Annotated in this window: 19 protein-coding genes; 9 read left to right on the top strand and 10 right to left on the bottom strand. The window is 58.7% G+C overall.

All coding sequences use genetic code 11. The features are described from left to right. Positions 1–4 precede the first annotated feature (4 nt). The 3 genes from rfbB to rfbA are packed head-to-tail and all read left to right on the top strand — an operon-like array spanning position 5 to position 2,836. The gene (gene rfbB / locus JJB09_RS11155) at positions 5–1,063 is read left to right on the top strand and encodes a dTDP-glucose 4,6-dehydratase (RefSeq protein WP_201657560.1); all 1,059 of its coding nucleotides are present in this window, start codon (positions 5–7) and stop codon (positions 1,061–1,063) included. Then, on the top strand, positions 1,063–1,953 hold the full coding sequence (rfbD, locus tag JJB09_RS11150) for a dTDP-4-dehydrorhamnose reductase (protein ID WP_201657940.1): 891 nt from the start codon (positions 1,063–1,065) through the stop codon (positions 1,951–1,953). The genes rfbB and rfbD overlap by 1 nt, the downstream gene beginning before the upstream one ends. Position 1,954: 1 nt before the next feature. After that, the gene (gene rfbA, locus JJB09_RS11145) at positions 1,955–2,836 is read left to right on the top strand and encodes a glucose-1-phosphate thymidylyltransferase RfbA (protein WP_201657557.1); all 882 of its coding nucleotides are present in this window, start codon (positions 1,955–1,957) and stop codon (positions 2,834–2,836) included. Here rfbA and JJB09_RS11140 read toward each other — a convergent pair. Further along, on the bottom strand, positions 2,833–4,236 hold the full coding sequence (locus JJB09_RS11140) for a pyridoxal phosphate-dependent decarboxylase family protein (protein WP_201657554.1): 1,404 nt from the start codon (positions 4,234–4,236) through the stop codon (positions 2,833–2,835). The two genes, rfbA and JJB09_RS11140, sit on opposite strands and share 4 nt — an antisense overlap. A gap of 165 nt (positions 4,237–4,401) precedes the next feature. Between JJB09_RS11140 and JJB09_RS11135 the strand changes: the two genes are divergently transcribed. Continuing rightward, on the top strand, positions 4,402–4,788 hold the full coding sequence (locus JJB09_RS11135; RefSeq protein WP_246748668.1) for a hypothetical protein: 387 nt from the start codon (positions 4,402–4,404) through the stop codon (positions 4,786–4,788). Here the strand turns inward: JJB09_RS11135 and JJB09_RS11130 are convergent, their stop codons facing one another. Continuing rightward, positions 4,789–5,586 carry a C40 family peptidase gene (locus tag JJB09_RS11130; protein WP_201657551.1) on the bottom strand — a complete coding sequence of 266 codons (798 nt, stop codon included), beginning with the start codon at positions 5,584–5,586 and terminating at the stop codon, positions 4,789–4,791. It lies immediately after the preceding gene. Between the two features lie 141 nt (positions 5,587–5,727). Between JJB09_RS11130 and JJB09_RS11125 the strand changes: the two genes are divergently transcribed. Together JJB09_RS11125 and mbfA are read left to right on the top strand one after the other, a co-directional pair. Then, positions 5,728–6,390: a sulfite oxidase-like oxidoreductase gene (locus JJB09_RS11125; protein WP_201657548.1), complete on the top strand. Its 663-nt coding sequence runs from the start codon at positions 5,728–5,730 to the stop codon at positions 6,388–6,390. Positions 6,391–6,487: 97 nt separating this feature from the next. Next, positions 6,488–7,471 (top strand): iron exporter MbfA, encoded by a 984-nt coding sequence (gene mbfA / locus JJB09_RS11120; RefSeq protein ID WP_201657545.1) that lies wholly within the window; start codon positions 6,488–6,490, stop codon positions 7,469–7,471. Positions 7,472–7,492: 21 nt separating this feature from the next. Here mbfA and JJB09_RS11115 read toward each other — a convergent pair whose 3' ends face one another. Beyond that, positions 7,493–8,101: a transglutaminase-like cysteine peptidase gene (locus tag JJB09_RS11115; protein WP_425523707.1), complete on the bottom strand. Its 609-nt coding sequence runs from the start codon at positions 8,099–8,101 to the stop codon at positions 7,493–7,495. A gap of 118 nt (positions 8,102–8,219) precedes the next feature. After that, positions 8,220–9,023: an alpha/beta hydrolase gene (locus JJB09_RS11110; protein ID WP_201657931.1), complete on the bottom strand. Its 804-nt coding sequence runs from the start codon at positions 9,021–9,023 to the stop codon at positions 8,220–8,222. Positions 9,024–9,189: 166 nt separating this feature from the next. On the opposite strand from JJB09_RS11110, the gene infC reads away from it, so the two are divergent. Next, entirely contained in the window at positions 9,190–9,726 is a 537-nt protein-coding gene (gene infC, locus JJB09_RS11105) for a translation initiation factor IF-3 (RefSeq protein ID WP_201657928.1), read from the top strand. 58 nt (positions 9,727–9,784) lie between these two features. Here the strand turns inward: infC and JJB09_RS11100 are convergent, their stop codons facing one another. Beyond that, positions 9,785–11,287: a glycosyltransferase family 39 protein gene (locus JJB09_RS11100; RefSeq protein ID WP_201657542.1), complete on the bottom strand. Its 1,503-nt coding sequence runs from the start codon at positions 11,285–11,287 to the stop codon at positions 9,785–9,787. 2 nt (positions 11,288–11,289) lie between these two features. Continuing rightward, the gene (locus JJB09_RS11095; RefSeq protein ID WP_201657539.1) at positions 11,290–12,300 is read right to left on the bottom strand and encodes a glycosyltransferase family 2 protein; all 1,011 of its coding nucleotides are present in this window, start codon (positions 12,298–12,300) and stop codon (positions 11,290–11,292) included. An 87-nt stretch (positions 12,301–12,387) separates the two neighbouring features. Between JJB09_RS11095 and JJB09_RS11090 the strand changes: the two genes are divergently transcribed. Further along, complete coding sequence (locus JJB09_RS11090) at positions 12,388–13,353, top strand: lysylphosphatidylglycerol synthase domain-containing protein (protein WP_201657536.1); 966 nt, start codon at positions 12,388–12,390, stop codon at positions 13,351–13,353. Here the strand turns inward: JJB09_RS11090 and JJB09_RS11085 are convergent, their stop codons facing one another. The 4 genes from JJB09_RS11085 to JJB09_RS11070 are packed head-to-tail and all read right to left on the bottom strand — an operon-like array spanning position 13,354 to position 16,887. Continuing rightward, positions 13,354–14,229, bottom strand: coding sequence for a metal ABC transporter permease (locus JJB09_RS11085; protein WP_201657533.1), 876 nt, complete (start codon positions 14,227–14,229; stop codon positions 13,354–13,356). Continuing rightward, positions 14,226–15,086, bottom strand: coding sequence for a metal ABC transporter permease (locus tag JJB09_RS11080; protein ID WP_201657530.1), 861 nt, complete (start codon positions 15,084–15,086; stop codon positions 14,226–14,228). The genes JJB09_RS11085 and JJB09_RS11080 overlap by 4 nt, the downstream gene beginning before the upstream one ends. Then, positions 15,083–15,988, bottom strand: coding sequence for a manganese/iron ABC transporter ATP-binding protein (locus JJB09_RS11075; protein ID WP_201657527.1), 906 nt, complete (start codon positions 15,986–15,988; stop codon positions 15,083–15,085). The genes JJB09_RS11080 and JJB09_RS11075 overlap by 4 nt, the downstream gene beginning before the upstream one ends. Further along, positions 15,985–16,887: a metal ABC transporter substrate-binding protein gene (locus JJB09_RS11070; RefSeq protein WP_201657524.1), complete on the bottom strand. Its 903-nt coding sequence runs from the start codon at positions 16,885–16,887 to the stop codon at positions 15,985–15,987. Before JJB09_RS11070 ends, JJB09_RS11075 begins: the two co-directional genes overlap by 4 nt. Before the next feature lie 246 nt (positions 16,888–17,133). Between JJB09_RS11070 and rpmI the strand changes: the two genes are divergently transcribed. Then, complete coding sequence (gene rpmI / locus JJB09_RS11065; RefSeq protein WP_201657521.1) at positions 17,134–17,337, top strand: 50S ribosomal protein L35; 204 nt, start codon at positions 17,134–17,136, stop codon at positions 17,335–17,337. Positions 17,338–17,369 lie beyond the last annotated feature (32 nt).

Here is a 17,369-nt window from a genome sequence, read left to right as displayed (position 1 = left end):
TAGCATGAGAATTCTGATCACAGGCGGAGCGGGCTTCATTGGCTCGGCGCTGGTGCGCCATTTGGTGCGGGACGTTGGCGCTGACGTGCTTAATGTCGACAAGCTGACCTATGCCGGAAATCAGGCCTCGCTGAAGATTATCGAAAATGCCCCGAATTATCGCTTCCTCAAGGCCGACATCTGCGACGGGCAGGCGATGCATGAGGCATTTGCAAGCTTTCGGCCGGACCGGGTGATGCATCTTGCCGCAGAAAGCCATGTCGATCGCTCGATCACCGGGGCCGCCGATTTCGTTCAGACGAATGTGATGGGAACATTCGTGCTGCTGGAGGCTGCCCGCCGCTACTGGAGCGGATTGGAAGGTGAGGCGAAAGCCGATTTCCGATTCCTGCACGTCTCGACAGACGAGGTTTACGGTTCGCTGGGGCAGGATGGGCTGTTTCACGAGCAGACGCCTTATGATCCATCTTCGCCCTATTCGGCCACCAAGGCGGCAAGCGATCATCTGGCAATCGCCTGGCAACGCACGTATGGCCTGCCTGTCGTGGTTTCCAATTGCTCCAACAATTATGGTCCCTACCATTTTCCGGAAAAGCTGATCCCACTGATCATCCTCAATGCACTGGAAGGCAGGCAACTGCCGGTCTATGGCAATGGCGCCAATATCCGCGACTGGCTCTATGTCGAGGACCATGCGCGGGCGCTGCATGTCATCGCCTCGCGCGGCCGGCTCGGCGAGAAGTACAATGTCGGTGGCCGCAACGAGCGGCGAAACATCGATGTGGTGCAGCGGGTCTGCGCAATCATGGACCGGCTGAGCCCCAAGCCGAATCCACATGAGGCGCTGATCACCTATGTGACCGACCGGCCGGGCCACGATGCGCGTTATGCGATCGATGCCACCCGGCTTGAAACCGAACTCGGCTGGAAGGCGCTGGAGAATTTCGACAGTGGCATCGAAAAGACCGTCGCCTGGTATCTCGAAAACAGGTGGTGGTGGCAGCCACTGCGGGAAAAGGTTTACTCCGGCGAGCGGCTGGGCACGCTCGGCAAGGACAAATGATGCGTATTGTCGTGACCGGCAGGGAAGGGCAGGTGGCGCAGAGTCTGGCGGCGCTGGCGTTCGAACACGATGTCGAGGTCGTGCTTTGCGGCCGGCCGGAGCTTGATCTCGCTGATGCCCGCTCGATCTATCCGGCGCTCGCCGCGCTAAAGCCCGATGCCATTGTCTCGGCCGCCGCCTATACCGCCGTCGACAAGGCGGAAAGCGAACGCGAACTGGCTTTCTCCGTCAATGCCGTAGGGGCAGGGGCAGTGGCCGCCGCTGGCAAACAGATCGGCGTGCCTGTGCTCCACCTTTCGACCGATTATGTGTTCGACGGGAGCAAATCCGGTGCCTATGTCGAGACTGACCGGACAGGGCCGCGATCGGTATATGGCGCCTCCAAGCTCGAAGGCGAAAAGCGGGTTACTGCCGAGATATCGGACCACGCGATCTTCCGGACTGCCTGGGTCTACTCGGCGTATGGGCACAATTTTCTCAAGACCATGCTGCGGCTCGGTGAAACGCGCGATACTGTCTCTGTCGTTGCCGACCAGTGGGGTTGCCCGACCTCGGCGGAGGATATCGCCGCTGCGATTATCGTTGCGTCGAAGCGGATAGTTTCGGATTCCGATCCCCGCCTACGCGGCATTTTCCACCTGACCGGTTCGGGCGAGGCGAGCTGGGCGGATTTCGCCGAACATATTTTTGCCTGCGCCGGCCGGTTCGGGCGCCATCCGGTAGCGGTCAACCGCATCACCACGGCAGATTATCCGACGCCGGCCAAGCGGCCGGCCAATTCGCGGCTTTCCGGGCGAAAGCTGGAAGAGATCTACGGTATCACGTTGCCGCACTGGCAGGCATCGACCGAAAAAGCAGTCCGCGCATTGCTGGCGAGCCAAGGGAGCTGATATGAAGGGCATCATTCTGGCGGGCGGTAGCGGAACTCGACTACACCCGATGACTCTGGCGGTTAGCAAGCAGTTGCTGCCAGTCTACGACAAGCCAATGATCTACTACCCGCTGACGACGCTGATGCTGGCCGGTATCCGTGATATCCTCGTCATCTCGACCCCGCATGACATGCCGCAGTTCCAGCGGCTTTTGGGCGATGGCTCGCAATGGGGCATTTCGCTCTCCTATGCGGTGCAGCCCAGCCCGGACGGATTGGCGCAGGCTTTCATCATCGGGGCGGATTTCATCGGTTCGTCGCCGTCCTGCCTGATCCTCGGCGACAACATCTATTTCGGCCATGGTCTGCCGGAGCTGATGGCATCGGCGCGGGCGAACGAAGCCGGCGGCACCGTCTTCGCATACCACGTTTCCGACCCGGAACGCTATGGCGTGGTCGAGTTCGACGAGCGGATGAAAGCACTGTCGATCGAGGAAAAACCGATCCAGCCCAAGTCGCATTGGGCGGTGACGGGGCTGTACTTCTACGATTCCTCGGTGATCGACATTGCCGCCAACCTCAAGCCCTCCGCACGTGGCGAACTGGAGATCACCGACGTCAACCGCATCTATCTCGAACGCGGCGACCTGAATGTCTCGATCATGGGACGCGGCTATGCCTGGCTGGATACGGGCACACCGGAAAGCCTTCTCGAGGCGAGCGAATTCGTTCGTACCCTCGAGAAACGGCAGGGGTTCAAGATCGCCTGTCCCGAGGAGATCGCCCTTGCACAGGGCTTCATCTCGCTCGAGGCCTTCGAAAAGCAGGCAGCCAGATACGGCAAGGGTGACTACGGCAAATATCTGCAGTCACTTGCCAGGCAAGCGGGCAGGGCAGATTAGCCCCGCCGCGCAATCTCGGTGATGACCTCGAACGCGGTCTCGGCGTCCGCTTCGGTCATTTCGAACTGGCCAGCCTGGAAACGAATCGCGATCCGTCCGTCGACGCGCGTCTGGGTCAGGTAGATCCTGCCGTCGTCATTGATGGCGTTGACTAGGGCGATATTGTGGGCGTCGGGATCGCTTCCTCCGCGATGGCGGAAGGAAAACAGCGACAGGACCGGCTCTGTGACCAGTTCGAAATCGGCTTCGGCGGCGAGTTTCTCCGCCAGCCCGCGCGACCATGCCACATGGTTGCGGATCATCGTCCTCAGGCCTTCAAGACCGTGATAGCGCAGCAGGAACCAGAGCTTCAGCGCTCGGAAACGGCGACCGAGCGGCACGGACCATTCTGAATAGTTGATGATGCCGTCATGGCCATGGGTTTTGAGATATTCCGGCTGGATGGCAAGGGTACGGACCAGATCTTCCGGTTTGCGGATGAACTGGATCGAGCAATCGAATTGTGCACCGAGCCATTTGTGGGGATTGAAGACGATCGAATCCGCCCCTTCAATGCCTTTCCAGAGTTCCCGGAATTCGGGGCAGATCATTGCCGAACCCGCCCAGGCCGCGTCGACATGCAGATAGAGCCCGTGCTTGCGGGCAATTTCCGCCACTTCGGCAATCGGGTCGCAGGCGCCAGTCGAGGTGCCGCCGGTGCAGGCGATGATGCCGGCCGGCAGAAAGCCCGCCTCGCGGTCGGCGATGATTGCAGCTTCCAGCGCGGCAGGATCCATGCCGTTCAGGGGACCCGCAACAGGGATGCGCACCAGGTTTTTCTCGCCGATACCGGAAATCCAGATCGCCCGGTCGATAGAGGTGTGAACCTGGTTTGACGCATAGACTCTCGTGGCGGTATGGCCGGAAAGCCCGTCGCTGTTGCCATGCCATGCCAAAGCTCTCTCCCGCATCACCAGCACCGCGGCGAGAGTGGCGGTGGAGGCGGAATCCTGTATCACTCCGGCAAATCCGGAGGGCAGACCGATCGCCTGCCGCATCCAGTCAATCACCTTGGTCTCAAGCTCGGTTGCTGCGGGCGATGTTTGCCAGAGCATGCATTGCGCCGCCATCGCGGTCACCAGATACTCGGCAACCACAGAGACAGGCGCGGCGTTGGCGGGAAAGTAGGCGAAGAAACGCGGATGCTGCCAATGGGTCATTCCCGGAACGATCTTGCTTTCGAAATCAGCGAAGATTGTTTCCATGCTTTCGCCGGTTTCTGGCGCCGAGCGATCGATTGTCGAAGCGATCGATCCCGGTGCGGTTTTTGCTCGCACCGGCCGGTCGCGCAGAGATTTCCGATATTCCACGCCCCATCTGGCCGCTTTTTCCGACCAATGGTGAAATTCTTCTGTTTTCATGCCCGCCCCCAATAAAACTGCGAAACCTCTATAACAAATCAAACCAGAATTGGGACGAGGGCGATAACAAAAATTCGCGAGAGGGGTGGCGTTGAGCCTATCCAGTTGATTTCACTCATGCTAACAGCTTGCCGTTCGATGTTTTCTATTTATCTGGGGGACTACATGTTTAAGTTTATCAAGTCGTCGATTGCGACGCTTGCTGCATTCGCCTGCATTACCGCCGGCACCATATTGCCAACAGCTGCCTTTGCTGCGGACGTCACTTTCGTCATGAAGAACAGCCACCCGAATGCGGTGGAAGTCGAGCTTTACAGCCAGGATCGCGACCATGTCTGGCCGGGCAATGGTGAAGTCTATATTCTCGACGACGGTGAAACCAAGACCATGCCGCTTTCCTGCAATGAAGGCGAAAAGATTTGCTACGGCGCCTGGATTTCCGGCGACAAGGAAACCTACTGGGGTACCGGCCCAGGAAACAAGGAAACTTGCGAAGACTGCTGCTACACCTGCACGGGCGGTGAGACCGAAGAAGTCAACCTGACCGAATAATCAGGCCTGTTTTATCTCTGAATCTCCCCATTCAATTTCCTTATAGTCGAAGCCGTATTCCAAGGTCGGCTTGACGATGCGGAAGAATGGGGAGAGATCGAAATCCCGAGGCGCATAGAGCGAGTGATGCCTGATATGCAGGATCTCGCGCCTTGAAAATGACGATCGCGCTGATGACTGGCCCGGCTTGGGCTGGATATCCGGCAGGATCGGGTAGCGCACCATCTGAAAGGCTTCGGCGATCAGAGTCGAGCAGATCGCCCTTGTCGGGTCGCCGGAGCCGAACGCGATCATCTTGCGCCGCCAGCGCACCGGTACCGGTGGTGCCGGCAGGAAGTAGCGCAACAAGTCGACAATGTTCTTGAGGTCGTATTTTCGCCCCACGCTTGCGACCATAAACGCCAGGATGCGGTCCGCATCTTCGGGAACCAGACCGGATGGGCGGCATATGCGCGTGTTGTATGTTTCATACTTCCTGAGCGGTGAGGCAATGCAGCCATCGCCCAGCGTCACCTCGATGAGTTCGGGCCTGTCAGCCTCATCGCCGTTCCACGGCAGTTCGCGACCGGCATAGAATGCCGCATGCGACCATGTCGACTGGGTCAGATATTTGATCGCCGCGGACAAGCGATCGTTGCCTTCGATCAGGATCACATCACCGGGCCGCAGAGTCCTGCGCATTACCTCAGGATCGGATGGGGTAAAGGGTTCGTAGCCGGAGGTTTCCTGATGGAGCCGGCTTGCGAGCATTCGGCCGAACCGATCCAGAAGTGTGTCCTTCGCTAATTCCGGCCGCATCCACATCCCCAATGCTTGCTTTCGATCACATAGAGATAGTGTCCCCGTGTCGATAATTGCAACCGCCTTCGAAGCACTAGCTGCTTGACAGGTGAAGTTCGTCGTTGTCCTATTGTTGCAGTGCAAAACGGGGGTCTGACCATGAGTGACGACGTAACACCCGCAGACAACAAGCTTACGGCATCAAAGCGCCGCTGGGCCACCGAAGGCAAGTTTCTGACCGGCCGGATCAGCCGCCCCGAGGCAGATCGCCTGCCGCCGGGCCAGCACCTCGTCAAGAACTGGCCCGTGCTGGATCTGGGCCAGCAGCCGCGGATTACCACCAACGTCTGGAAGCTCGACATACGCGGCCTTGTCGAGGTGCCGTTGACACTCGATTGGCAAGCCTTCACGACGATGAGGCAGGTGGGGGCCGTCAGCGACATTCATTGCGTGACGAGCTGGTCGCGCTACGACAACTCCTGGAATGGTGTTGCGACTCGCGACCTCCTGGACCGGGTTAAGCCATTGCCCAAAGCCGGTCATGTGCTGCTGACCAGCTACGATGGCTATACCACCAACATGCCACTTGCCGACTTCGCAACATCGGATGCGATCCTTGCAACCGGATGGGACGGTGCGCCGCTGACACTGGAGCACGGAGGGCCGATGCGGCTTGTGGTGCCGCATCTCTACTTTTGGAAAAGCCCCAAATGGCTCAGCCGAATTGAATTCATCGCGGGTGATATTCCGGGTTTCTGGGAGCGGAACGGCTATCATATGTATGGCGATCCCTGGCGAGAGCAGCGCTATTCAGACGATTGATATTCATTGATAATCGGTCGTGTTTGCAGTTCCCGAGACTTGACGGTCCCTGATTGACGCCCTAAGTTTAGAATTATTCTAAACTTAGGGAATTGGTATGTTCAGCAGGTTTTTTTCCTCGGCCAAACGACCGCTCGCCTCGCTTTCCGAGCAGGAAGTTCTGGCGCTGGCGATCTCCAACGAGGAGGACGATGGCCGCATCTACCTCGCTTATGCAGATGCGCTGCGAGGAGATTACCCGCATTCGGCAAAGATTTTCGAGGACATGGCCGAGGAAGAAAGCCATCACCGGCAGATGCTGATCGATCAGCATACCGCACGCTTCGGAAGCAGAATCCCGCTGGTGCGGCGCGAGCATGTTCGCGAATTTCCCGAACGCAAGCCCGATTGGCTGATCCGCACCTTGTCGGTTGATGAAGCGCGAAAGCAAGCCGAGGTCATGGAGGAAGCCGCGCATCGCTTTTACCTGCAGGCAGCGGCAAACTCCACGGATGCTGCAACCCGCAAGCTGTTGGGCAACCTGGCGCTTGCTGAGAAAGCCCATGAAGGTCTCGCTCATCGTCTGGTAGAGAAGCATTTGCCGGAGGAAATAAAAGCCGGCGAGGATGAGACCGCACGCCGCAGTCTCGTTTTGACCTGGGTCCAGCCGGGGCTTGCGGGGCTGATGGATGGCTCCGTCTCCACGCTTGCGCCAATTTTCGCCGCCGCCTTTGCGACTGGCGATACTTTCCAGACCTTTCTGGTTGGCCTGTCTGCGTCGGTCGGCGCGGGCATCTCAATGGGATTTACCGAGGCGGCGCATGACGACGGGGTGATCTCCGGCAGGGGATCGCCAATCAAGCGCGGACTGGCATCCGGGATCATGACGACGATCGGCGGCTTAGGGCATACGCTGCCCTATCTGATCCCGAATTTTCAAACTGCCACGGCAATTGCCATCGCCGTGGTGTTCGTCGAACTCTGGGCCATTGCTTTCATTCAGAACAAATATATGGAAACGCCTTTCTTCAAGGCGACGCTACAAGTGGTGCTGGGAGGCGCGTTGGTGCTTGCCGCAGGTATCCTGATCGGGAACGCGTAACGGCGTTCCCGGATTGCTCTGTTACTTTTCGACGGCGCCGACGACCACTTCGTCGGAGTTGTCGATCGTGACCCAGCGGCCGGTGTTGAAGCTCGCCTGTCGCTTGAGATACCGGTAAGGTGTCTCGGACCAGAGCTTTACGGTGTCTTCGAGGTTATCGAGGACGTAGTCTCCGTCGGAGGTGCGCAAGGTGAGCACCGCATGGCCTTCGCCATCACGCTTGCGCACGACGGTAACCAGCAGGTCGGCAGCCGAAAAGCCGCGCTCCATCAGCATCTTGCGCTTGAGGAGCACGAAGTCCTCGCAGTCGCCGACTTCCTTCGGGTAGGCCCAGACTTCGTCGCGTCCATAGATCTGCTGGTCGGTCATCGGCATGATGTCCTGATTGACCTGAGCATTGATCTGGCGAACCACGTTCCAGCCGAATTCGGTCACCCGTGGAGCAACCGTATTGGTCGAGCGCACGGAACATTCGCTCTTGTGCGTCTGGCAAAACTCGTAGTGGCCGATTGGCTGCGAGGTAATAGCGCCGGCCTGCATGAAGCGCGAAGCGGCCTGCGCCGTCGTTCCTGCCGTGATCCCTGCCAGGATAGCCAGAGCCATCCATCCGGCTTTTGAACTCAATGCCATTGCCCATGCCCCTTCAATTCTTAAGAAAGAGTTAAAGTAATTTAGGGGCGATGAGTCAATCGTTAAGGAACCGTTAACCAATTCGTTCGCGCGATATGGTTAACAATCGGGCTGTTTTTCACCGGTTCTGTGTCATGGCAGTGACAGCGTCACAAATGCGCTCGATGTCCTCAGGGCGCGAAAGGCGGTGGTCGCCATCGCGAATTAACGTCAGGATTGCGTCGTCCGCGGCCAGCTGCTCCATGATCTTCAGCGCATGGGAGTAGGGCACATCCGGGTCCTTCATACCCTGCAGGATATGAACGGGGCAGCCGGTCTCGATCAAGCCCGTCAGCACTCTGTTGTTGCGGCCGTCATCGATCAGTTTCCTGGTGAAGCGGTTCGGCTCGGCGGCATATTCCGACGGTTCTTCGAAATAGCCCTTTTCCTCCAGCGAGGCGCGTTCGTCCGCCGTCAGGTTCGGTTCGATCAGTTCGACGGTGAAATCCGGGGCGGGTGCGATCAGTACCAGGCCCTCTGCCTGCGTTGCCGACTTCTGCTTGCGCAATTCCTCGATCAACCTGAGCGCCACCCAGCCGCCCATGGACGAGCCGACCAGGATCAAGCGCTTGCCCTGGGCAAAGGTGTCCAGTACCGCGCGGCTGTCTTCCAGCCAGGTCGAGATCGTGCCTTCGGTATAATGGCCGCTCGAGCTGCCATGGCCGGAATAGTCAAACCGGATGAACGGCACGCCTATCGCGGCTGCATGCGCCTCAAGTGCGACGGCCTTGGTGCCAGTCATGTCGGAACGGTAGCCACCGAGCCAGACTATGCAGAGATCGCCTTCGGCCCCCTCCATCCCCGTGGTGATCACCGCGATCCGGCGTGGTTCGTGTGCCGGACCGGCGTTGATATATTCGATGGAGTTGCCGTTTTCGGACATCATTCTTCCTTCCAATTCAAGTGCAAGTAACCGGCGCCGCAATTTCCATGGGTGATTCTTTGAAAAAATCGTGATATGAACTCGCGCTCTGCAAATCGGAGATTGCTTTCGAAAAGCGCTGATGGCAGATAGAGCCCCTGTTGTAAACGTTTAGGAGAATACGACCATTCGCAGACCTTTCAAGGCGGAGGGCCCCACCAAAGATGGCCCGCGTTCGAACCGGGAAATCCGTGTACCGCGCATCCAGCTGATTGATGCCGACGGAAACAACCAAGGTATAGTGCCGACCGATCAGGCGCTCGCCATGGCAGAAGCTGACGGTTTGGATCTGGTTGAGATTTCGCCGAATGTCGAACCGCCGGTTTGCAAGATCCTCGATCTCGGCAAGCTGAAGTACCAGACGCAGAAGAAGACGGCTGAGGCGCGCAAGAAGCAGAAGATCATCGAAATCAAAGAAATCAAGATGCGTCCGAACATCGACACCCACGACTATCAGGTGAAGATGAAGGCGATCCAGCGTTTCTTTGACGACGGTGACAAGGTCAAGGTGACCTTGAAATTCCGCGGCCGCGAAATGGCGCACATGGAACTCGGCATGAAGCTCTTGCATCAGGTCCGCGACGATACCCAGCTTATAGCCAAGGTCGAGGCCGAGCCGAAGCTCGAAGGCCGTCAGATGATGATGGTTCTGGCTCCCAGGTAATCCTTCCTGGTTTTAGGTTTGAAAAAGCCGTCCGGATCAACCGGACGGCTTTTTGCTGTCATGGGGCAATTTTCGGAGCCGTGACCCAGGCGTAGCTGAAGTCATAGCGGTCGCCCTCCCGGCCATAATGATAGGGAAGCGACATTTTCCCGATAGTGGAGATTGTGCCCGTGGTGGCGTTATCGCTCACCCATTGCTTGAGTTGTGCCGGAACGGAGGCGTCAGTCGCGGATCGCCAGACCAGCAAGACCGCTTGATCGTTGTTCCAGTCGAACGGCAGTTTGAAATTCGGAAACTGTGCGGTCATGACGGGTGTCTTGCCGACATTCAGCTTCATATTGCCGGCGAGATGCCGATCCTGGGCGATCACCACGGCCGGCGTTACGCTGTTGCCGGTCAGTTTCTTTGCGAATTCATCAAACGGGATATTGAGCTTGGTATAGGCACCTGTCATGCCTGTGGTCGTCACCCGCAGGAATATGCTTGCCGGGATCGCCAGCATGATAGCGAGCGGGATCACCAGAAGCCCCTTTCGCGTAATCGCACCGGCCTTGCCCGCCGCTTCGATTTTCATGCAGAGATAAAGCGGCAACACCAGAAGGAAGGGATCCAGCCAACGCTCGCGGACGTGCACGGTGCCGGTGGCGACAACGATGGCGATAAGCGCGACCGCCAGCAGCGCGATCATCCGTTCTGTGATCCTTATCGGGACCGATTGCGCTTTCAGGACCGTCCAGGCCGACCGGCGATAGACCGCGACGAAAATCAAAACGATCACTGCCGAGAAGGCGGCAATTGCGACGGCCATCGATCCTATGCCGCGAACAGCCGATATGGGGCCGACGGATACATCTCCGTTCTCGGTCATTTTACCGAGTGTCGCCGAAGTGGCGTGGTCGAAGTTCTGCAGCAGCCACAGCGCATGCGGCAGCACGATGGCGAAGGCGAGCGCCATGGCCATAACAAGACGCCAGTTGAAAATGCGGTCGCGCAGGTTTTTTTCGGGCAGGACCGCCAGCAAAGCCGCGATCGGCAGCAGCGGAAAATTGTACTTGGCGAGAAATCCGGCACCGACCGCCACGCCGGCCAGCAGGTAGGCTGTCGTGTCCGGTGCGGCGACAATCCGGTAAAAGGCATAGAGAAACAATGCCGTGGCTGAAAGAAGCGCCACCGTATGTGCCAGATCCTGCTGCGCCATGAACGAGACCTGCGGCAGCGCAAGCAGGCCCAGCACCGCGACGATCCTCAACCTGCTATCCCTTAGAACCTGGCAAGCGGCGAGCCAATAGAAGAAATAGCAGCTGAACAGGAGCGCGTTCTTGAGCAGGCTCAGCCCGAAGATTGAGCGGCCGGTGACCGCGAACACGGCGGTCTGTAGCCAGTTGTAGAGCGGCGGCTGCGGTCCATAGCCTAGTGTAAGCCACTGTGAATAGAATATCTGTTCGGCCTCATCCAGCTCGAGCGTCGCGGGCAGGCTCAAGCGCACGGCGATGTTTGCGAGAAAATAGACCGCCAATGCGATGAACAGGATTGTCGCCGGTTTTCGCTCGCTGGCCATCATAATCAGGCGTTTCGCTTGAATATGGTACGGATGACATAGCCGGGCGCAGCGCCGCCGCGGTTGTTGTTGCGCAGGTTCATCTCGGCGAGAATGCCTGTTGTGATCATCTGCACTGCACCAATGAAAAGCATGACTGCAACGATGAACAGCGGTCGCGTACCGATGTCCTCGCCGAAGATGAACTTCACCACGCCAAGCCAAACAAACATCAAGGCGCTGACGCCGCCGAAGCTGAGCCCGATCATGCCGAAGAAATGCCCGGGACGGGCGTGAAAACGCATGAAGAACAGCACGGCGAGCAGGTCGAGTATCACACGGAATGTTCGCGAAATGCCGTATTTGGACGTACCGTACTGGCGGGCATGGTGATTGACGACCGTTTCGCCGATGCGCGAGCTTGGGACCACGCTTGCCACCCATGCCGGAATGAAACGGTGCATGCCGCCCATGATCCGGACCTGTTTGATAATTTCAGCCCGATAAAGTTTCAGGCCACAGCCGTAGTCATGGATGTGTACGCCGGTAATCCTGCGGATCAGGCGGTTGGCGATCCACGAAGGAATGAGGCGCAGAAAGAGACCGTCCTGGCGCGACTTACGCCAGCCGCAGAGCATATGGAGGTCCCTTTCCTCGAGGACGCCGATCATCCTTGGGATGTCATAGGGGTCGTTCTGGAGGTCGCCGTCCAGCGTGGCGATCAGCCGGCCACGGGCCGCGTCGAAGCCTGCCTGCAGCCCGGCAGCTTGGCCGAAGTTGCGCTGAAATTCGATGATCCGGAGATCGATGTCGGTCCGGTCGAGCAATTTGCGCGCATTGGCAAGCGTGCCATCGGTCGAGCCGTCGTCGATGATGACGAGCTCCCAAGGCTTGCCGAAGTCTTTCAGCGCGTCGGCGACCCGTTCGATCATCAGGGTCACATTCTCCTCCTCGTTGTGGACGGGAATGAGAACCGAAAGTTCGATCGCGTTTGCAGGGTCGGCCTCTGCCTGCAGGACGGATGAGGACTGCAACAAGATGGTTCTCCGGAATGTGCTGGTTTTGCGAGCGCCTTCTGTTATAGCAGGCTCGGTGTCAAATCAATCGGGATCAAGAAGCGTCAAATGGCTGACGTGACGGTGCGAGGCTGGCTTGCAAGGAACCGCATCGCGCTTATCGCGGCCGCGGTGATCGCACTCTATGCGGCGTTCGTCCAGTATGCGTGGGGCTGGGCGTCGATCCTGTCGGGCTGGCGCGATGTGGGCGTGCTCAAAGTGTTCCTGGCGCTGGCATTGCTGGTCGGCACGTATTTTATCCGCACCCATCGCATGCAGGATTACTTCCCGCGCGAAACGGCGGGTCGCTTTCTATGGCTTTTCCGCGTCACGCAAATCCACAACCTGCTCAACATCATGCTGCCGTTCCGGACGGGCGAAACCAGTTTTCCGCTGCTGATGCGATCGGAATTCGGCGTGCCACTCGCGCATGGCGCCTCTGCCCTGCTGGTGCTCAGGCTGCTTGACCTGCATGCGCTGCTGGCGGCCGGCGGAGCCGGACTGGTGGCCGCGACCGGTTACAAGCCCTGGGCTTGCGCTGCCTTGGCCTTGTTTTTCGTTGCGCCGGTGCTGGTCTTTCCGCTCAAGGATCATGCAATTGGTCTTGTTCGAACGCGCGCAGGCAAAAGAATTTCAGCGCTGATGGATCAGGTCTCCGATGGCATTCCGGGTGATCTGCCGGCATTTCTCCGTGCATGGTTTCTCACGGTTCTGAACTGGGGCGTGAAGGTGCTTGTGCTCGCCTGGATACTCAAGCTGATGGGCGTCGATCCCATTGCTGCTTGCTTTGGGGGTGCACTCGGCGGCGAGCTTTCCTCCGTGCTGCCGGTGCACGCGCCAGGCGGTGTCGGCACCTATCCGGCCGGCATCGTGGCGGGCGCGGCAGCCTTTGGCGTGGGCACGGGGCTTGCCACCGTCGCCAAGGCTGGCATCAACGCGCATTTGCTGACAATCATTTCGGCGCTTGTCGGCACATGTTTGTCGTTGATCCTGCCGGCGTTGGCGGGAGTACAGCGGCACCGCACGTCCAACTGATCAAGGCAGCCTGCGCCGCGCATTTGCCCGAGCGATCTCGTCGCCGTCCACGCCCTCCGCCTTGCCTGTGGAGAACAGGAAGGCCAGAACGAACAATCCCGACATGATGAGAACGATTGTCGGCGCCGGGGCGCTGTCGATGAAGAACGACAGGTAGACGCCGGCAAACGACGAGAACACCGCTATCGCCACCGCTGTCACCATCATCGTTCCGAAGCGTCGCGTCACGAGATAGGCGATTGCGCCTGGGGCTATCAACAAGGCGATTGCCAGAATGATGCCCACGGCCTTCAACGCACCGACAATGGTCAGGGACAGGATGGCCAGCAGTCCGTAGTGCAGCCAACCCACGCGCAGGCCACTTGCCCTTGCCTGTGCTGGGTCGAATGCATGCAGCAGCAGGTCGCGCCATTTGAGCGTCATCGCCGTGGTTACGAAAAGCGCAATGAGCCCTGTCTCCAGTATGTCGCCCCAGCCGACTCCGAGAATGTCGCCGAACAGGATGTGATCGAGATGTACGTCGGACTGGATCTTGGTGTAGAGCACGATGCCCGAGGCGAACATGCCCGAAAACACCACCCCCATCACCGTATCCTGCTTGATGCGGCTGTTTTCCTTGAGGAAACCGGTGAGCATGGCCGAGCCCATGCCGGCGACGAAGGCGCCGATCGCCAGCGGTATGCCGGCGATATAGGCGAGCACCACGCCCGGAAGTACGGAATGGGACACGGCATCGCCCATAAGCGACCAACCCTTGAGCACAAGAAAGCAGGATAGCAGCGCGGCCGGGATCGCCACCAGCACGGCAATGATCAACGCCATCTGCATGAATTCGAAGCGGAAGGGCATCAGCGCAAGCTCGAGGAACCCGTTCATGGCATGGCCTCCAGTTCCAGGCGCGCCTTGCGGCGCGCTGCAAGCATGCCGTGCTTGGGTGCGAAGAAGAAGGCAGCGAGAAAGATCAGCGTCTGCAGAACGACGATGACACCACCTGTGGCACCATCGAGGAAATAGCTGATATAGGCGCCGAAAAAGCTGGTGACAGAACCTATCGCCACGCTGATCAAGAGCAGACGCGGAAATCTGTCGGTCAACAAATAGGCGGTGGCACCGGGCGTGACCACCAGCGCGATGACAAGAAAGGCCCCGACCGTCTGCAGAGCGGCGACAGTGCAGGCCGATAGCAACGTGAAGAACATGATTTTCAGCAGCACAGGATTGAGCCCGATGGTGCGCGCGTGGTTTTCATCGAAGAACACCACCATCAGATCTTTCCACTTCACCAGCAGGATGGCGAGGGAGACGAAACCAATGATGGCAAGCTGGATCGTATCCTCCGGTGTGATCGCCAGGATGTTGCCCATCACAATGGTCTGGATGTTGACCGCCATCGGCGAGAGCGAAACCATGAACAGACCCAGCCCAAAGAACGACGTGAAGATCAGGCCGATGACGGCATCTTCCTTCAATTTTGTCCGCTGGTTGAGGAAAAGCATGGCCGCTGCCGCCAGGCCGCCCGAAAAAAAGGCGCCAATAGAAAATGGCAAGCCGAGCATGTAGGCGCCGGCGACGCCAGGCACGATCGAATGCGAAAGCGCATCGCCGATCAGCGACCAGCCCTTCAGCATGAGATAGGCGGAAAGAAAGGCGCAGACGGCCCCCACCAATGCACTCACCCACATCGCGTTGAGCATGTATTCATAGGAGAATGGTTCGGCGAGCAGTTCGGTCATATGCCGTCCCCGCCTGGTTCATTGGGTCGATCGACCTGTCCACCGGCCTCATAGACCACGAAGGGGCGCTCGTCGTCGGTAATGACGCCCACCGCGTGGCGGTCGGTCTCACCGATGGTGTCGATAACCAGATGGCGCAGCACGCCGCCGAAAGCCTTCTCCAGGTTCTCGCGGGTGAAGACGCGTTCCGTCGGTCCGTAGGCCAGCACGGTTCCCTTGAGCAGCACTGTCTGATCGCAGAAATCCGGCACGCTGCCGAGATTGTGAGTGGATACCAGCATGACCCGGCCTTCGTCCCGCAGCGACTTCAACAGCGCGGTGATCGCTTCCTCGGTGGTGACGTCGACCCCGGTGAACGGTTCGTCCAACAGGATGACCTGGCCTTCTTGTGCAAGCGCTCGGGCAAGGAAGACACGCTTTTTCTGGCCGCCGGAGAGTTCGCCGATCTGGCGGTGCCGGAACGCGCTCATGCCGACCCGCTCGATCGCTGCATTGACAATCTCATGGTCCCTGCGCGAGGCAATGCGCAGCATGTTCATGTGGCCGTAGCGGCCCATCATCACCACGTCCTCGACCAGCACAGGGAAATTCCAGTCAACCTCTTCGGCCTGCGGCACATAGGCCACGAGATTGCGCTTGAGGGCTGCGGGAACCGGCATGCCGAGGATGGAGATCGAACCCGCAGACGCCCGTGCGAAGCCCATGATCGCCTTGAAAAGCGTTGACTTGCCGCTGCCGTTGACCCCGACAAGTGCCGTGATCGTACCCTTGCCAATCCGGAAGCTCGCGTTTCTGAGCGCGGTGTAGCCGTTCCGGTAGGTCACGGTCACTCCATCGACCGCAATGCCGGATCCGTCTGCTGGGTTGCCGTCGGGCTTGTTATCGCGGAGCGTCATATTCATTGCGACAGTCCCTTGGCTATCGTTTCCGATGTCACGCGGATCAGGTCGAGATATGTCGGAACTGGGCCATCGGCTTCACTGAGCGAGTCCACGTAAAGGACGCCGCCATAGTTCGCGCCGGTTTCCCGCGCCACCTGCCGTGCTGGTTTGTCCGAAACCGTGCTCTCACTGAATACCACGTGGATACCGTGCTCGCGTACGCCGTCGATGACCTTGCGAACCTGTTTCGGCGTACCTTGCTGGTCGGCGTTGATCGGCCAAAGATAGAGTTCCTTCAGCCCGAAATCGCGGGTGAGGTAGCTGAAAGCACCTTCGCTCGTCACCAGCCAGCGCTTTGCCGCCGGAATGGCATCGAGTTCAGCCTTGATCGGGCTGATCGTGGCGCTGATCTTCTGCTTGTAGGCCTCGGCGTTGGCTTTGTAGGTGTCGGCATTGGCGGGGTCATGCTTTGCCAACGCATCGCGAATGTTGTCGACATAGATCAATGCTGCCTGGGGCGACATCCATGCATGCGGATTGGGTTTTCCGGAATAGGGTCCTTCGCCGATGCTCATCGGTTCGACGCCCTCGGAGACGACCGCGCCCGGAACGTTGTCGAGGTTCTGGAAGAATTTTTCGAACCAGAGTTCGAGGCCAAGGCCATTCCAGAGGATAAGATTGGCGTCCTGGGCCTTGATGATATCACGGGGCGTTGGCTGGTAGTTGTGGATCTCGGCGCCGGGCTTGGTGATGGATTCGACGATCGCAGCGTCACCCGCGACGTTCTTCGCCATGTCGGCGATGACTGTGAATGTGGTGACTGCCTTGAACTTTGCGGATGCGCTGCCCGCACTGAGAAGGAGGAGGGCGGTCGCGGCAATGGCTGCGGCCGGTATGCACTTTCTGAGGGATCGAAACATAATTTCTCCAACGCCAGACATCATTGCCAGGCAAGATGGCACAGAGAATCTGCTATTGCAACTTATTCTCAATAACAAACTCAGCAACATCGAGAGAATCCGCAAACCCCCTGTTGCGCTTTCATCAGGCAGCGGTTATATCACCGCGTCCGAACGGTCCGGCAGGGCATGCCGTGGCCGTTCTTCACGCTTGAAATGAACCTCATCAGTTCGTTTCTCAAAAACCGACAACAATGGAGTAGCAAAATGCCCAAGATGAAGACGAAGTCGTCTGCCAAGAAGCGGTTCAAGATCACCGCGACCGGCAAGGTTCTGTCGGCAGCTGCCGGCAAGCGCCACGGCATGATCAAGCGTAGCAACAAGTTCATTCGCGACGCCCGCGGCACGATGGTGCTGGCTGAGCCCGATGGCAAGAAGGTCATCAAGAACTACCTCCCGAACGGTCTCTGAGACTACCGGTATTTGTTGTTATAAGGAGATCA

The organism is Phytoamicus setariae, from assembly GCF_016722925.1.
GTDB lineage: Bacteria > Pseudomonadota > Alphaproteobacteria > Rhizobiales > Rhizobiaceae > Rhizobium_E > Rhizobium_E setariae.
Note: the sequence above shows the minus strand (reverse complement) of the source record. Positions and strands in the feature narration are given on the sequence as shown.

What these genes read in the sequence shown, in the direction of transcription:
- JJB09_RS11110 (WP_201657931.1), bottom strand. Translation starts at nt 9,023, where the DNA reads ATGTCCGAAAACGGCAACTCCATCGAATATATCAACGCCGGTCCGGCA.
- JJB09_RS11100 (WP_201657542.1), bottom strand. Translation starts at nt 11,287, where the DNA reads ATGATGGCCAGCGAGCGAAAACCGGCGACAATCCTGTTCATCGCATTG.
- JJB09_RS11125 (WP_201657548.1), top strand. Translation starts at nt 5,728, where the DNA reads ATGAGTGACGACGTAACACCCGCAGACAACAAGCTTACGGCATCAAAG.
- JJB09_RS11075 (WP_201657527.1), bottom strand. Translation starts at nt 15,988, where the DNA reads ATGAATATGACGCTCCGCGATAACAAGCCCGACGGCAACCCAGCAGAC.
- JJB09_RS11130 (WP_201657551.1), bottom strand. Translation starts at nt 5,586, where the DNA reads ATGCGGCCGGAATTAGCGAAGGACACACTTCTGGATCGGTTCGGCCGA.
- JJB09_RS11070 (WP_201657524.1), bottom strand. Translation starts at nt 16,887, where the DNA reads ATGTTTCGATCCCTCAGAAAGTGCATACCGGCCGCAGCCATTGCCGCG.
- rfbA (WP_201657557.1), top strand. Translation starts at nt 1,955, where the DNA reads ATGAAGGGCATCATTCTGGCGGGCGGTAGCGGAACTCGACTACACCCG.
- JJB09_RS11080 (WP_201657530.1), bottom strand. Translation starts at nt 15,086, where the DNA reads ATGACCGAACTGCTCGCCGAACCATTCTCCTATGAATACATGCTCAAC.
- JJB09_RS11085 (WP_201657533.1), bottom strand. Translation starts at nt 14,229, where the DNA reads ATGAACGGGTTCCTCGAGCTTGCGCTGATGCCCTTCCGCTTCGAATTC.
- JJB09_RS11140 (WP_201657554.1), bottom strand. Translation starts at nt 4,236, where the DNA reads ATGAAAACAGAAGAATTTCACCATTGGTCGGAAAAAGCGGCCAGATGG.
- JJB09_RS11090 (WP_201657536.1), top strand. Translation starts at nt 12,388, where the DNA reads ATGGCTGACGTGACGGTGCGAGGCTGGCTTGCAAGGAACCGCATCGCG.
- JJB09_RS11135 (WP_246748668.1), top strand. Translation starts at nt 4,402, where the DNA reads ATGTTTAAGTTTATCAAGTCGTCGATTGCGACGCTTGCTGCATTCGCC.
- rpmI (WP_201657521.1), top strand. Translation starts at nt 17,134, where the DNA reads ATGCCCAAGATGAAGACGAAGTCGTCTGCCAAGAAGCGGTTCAAGATC.
- rfbD (WP_201657940.1), top strand. Translation starts at nt 1,063, where the DNA reads ATGCGTATTGTCGTGACCGGCAGGGAAGGGCAGGTGGCGCAGAGTCTG.
- rfbB (WP_201657560.1), top strand. Translation starts at nt 5, where the DNA reads ATGAGAATTCTGATCACAGGCGGAGCGGGCTTCATTGGCTCGGCGCTG.
- JJB09_RS11115 (WP_425523707.1), bottom strand. Translation starts at nt 8,101, where the DNA reads ATGGCATTGAGTTCAAAAGCCGGATGGATGGCTCTGGCTATCCTGGCA.
- mbfA (WP_201657545.1), top strand. Translation starts at nt 6,488, where the DNA reads ATGTTCAGCAGGTTTTTTTCCTCGGCCAAACGACCGCTCGCCTCGCTT.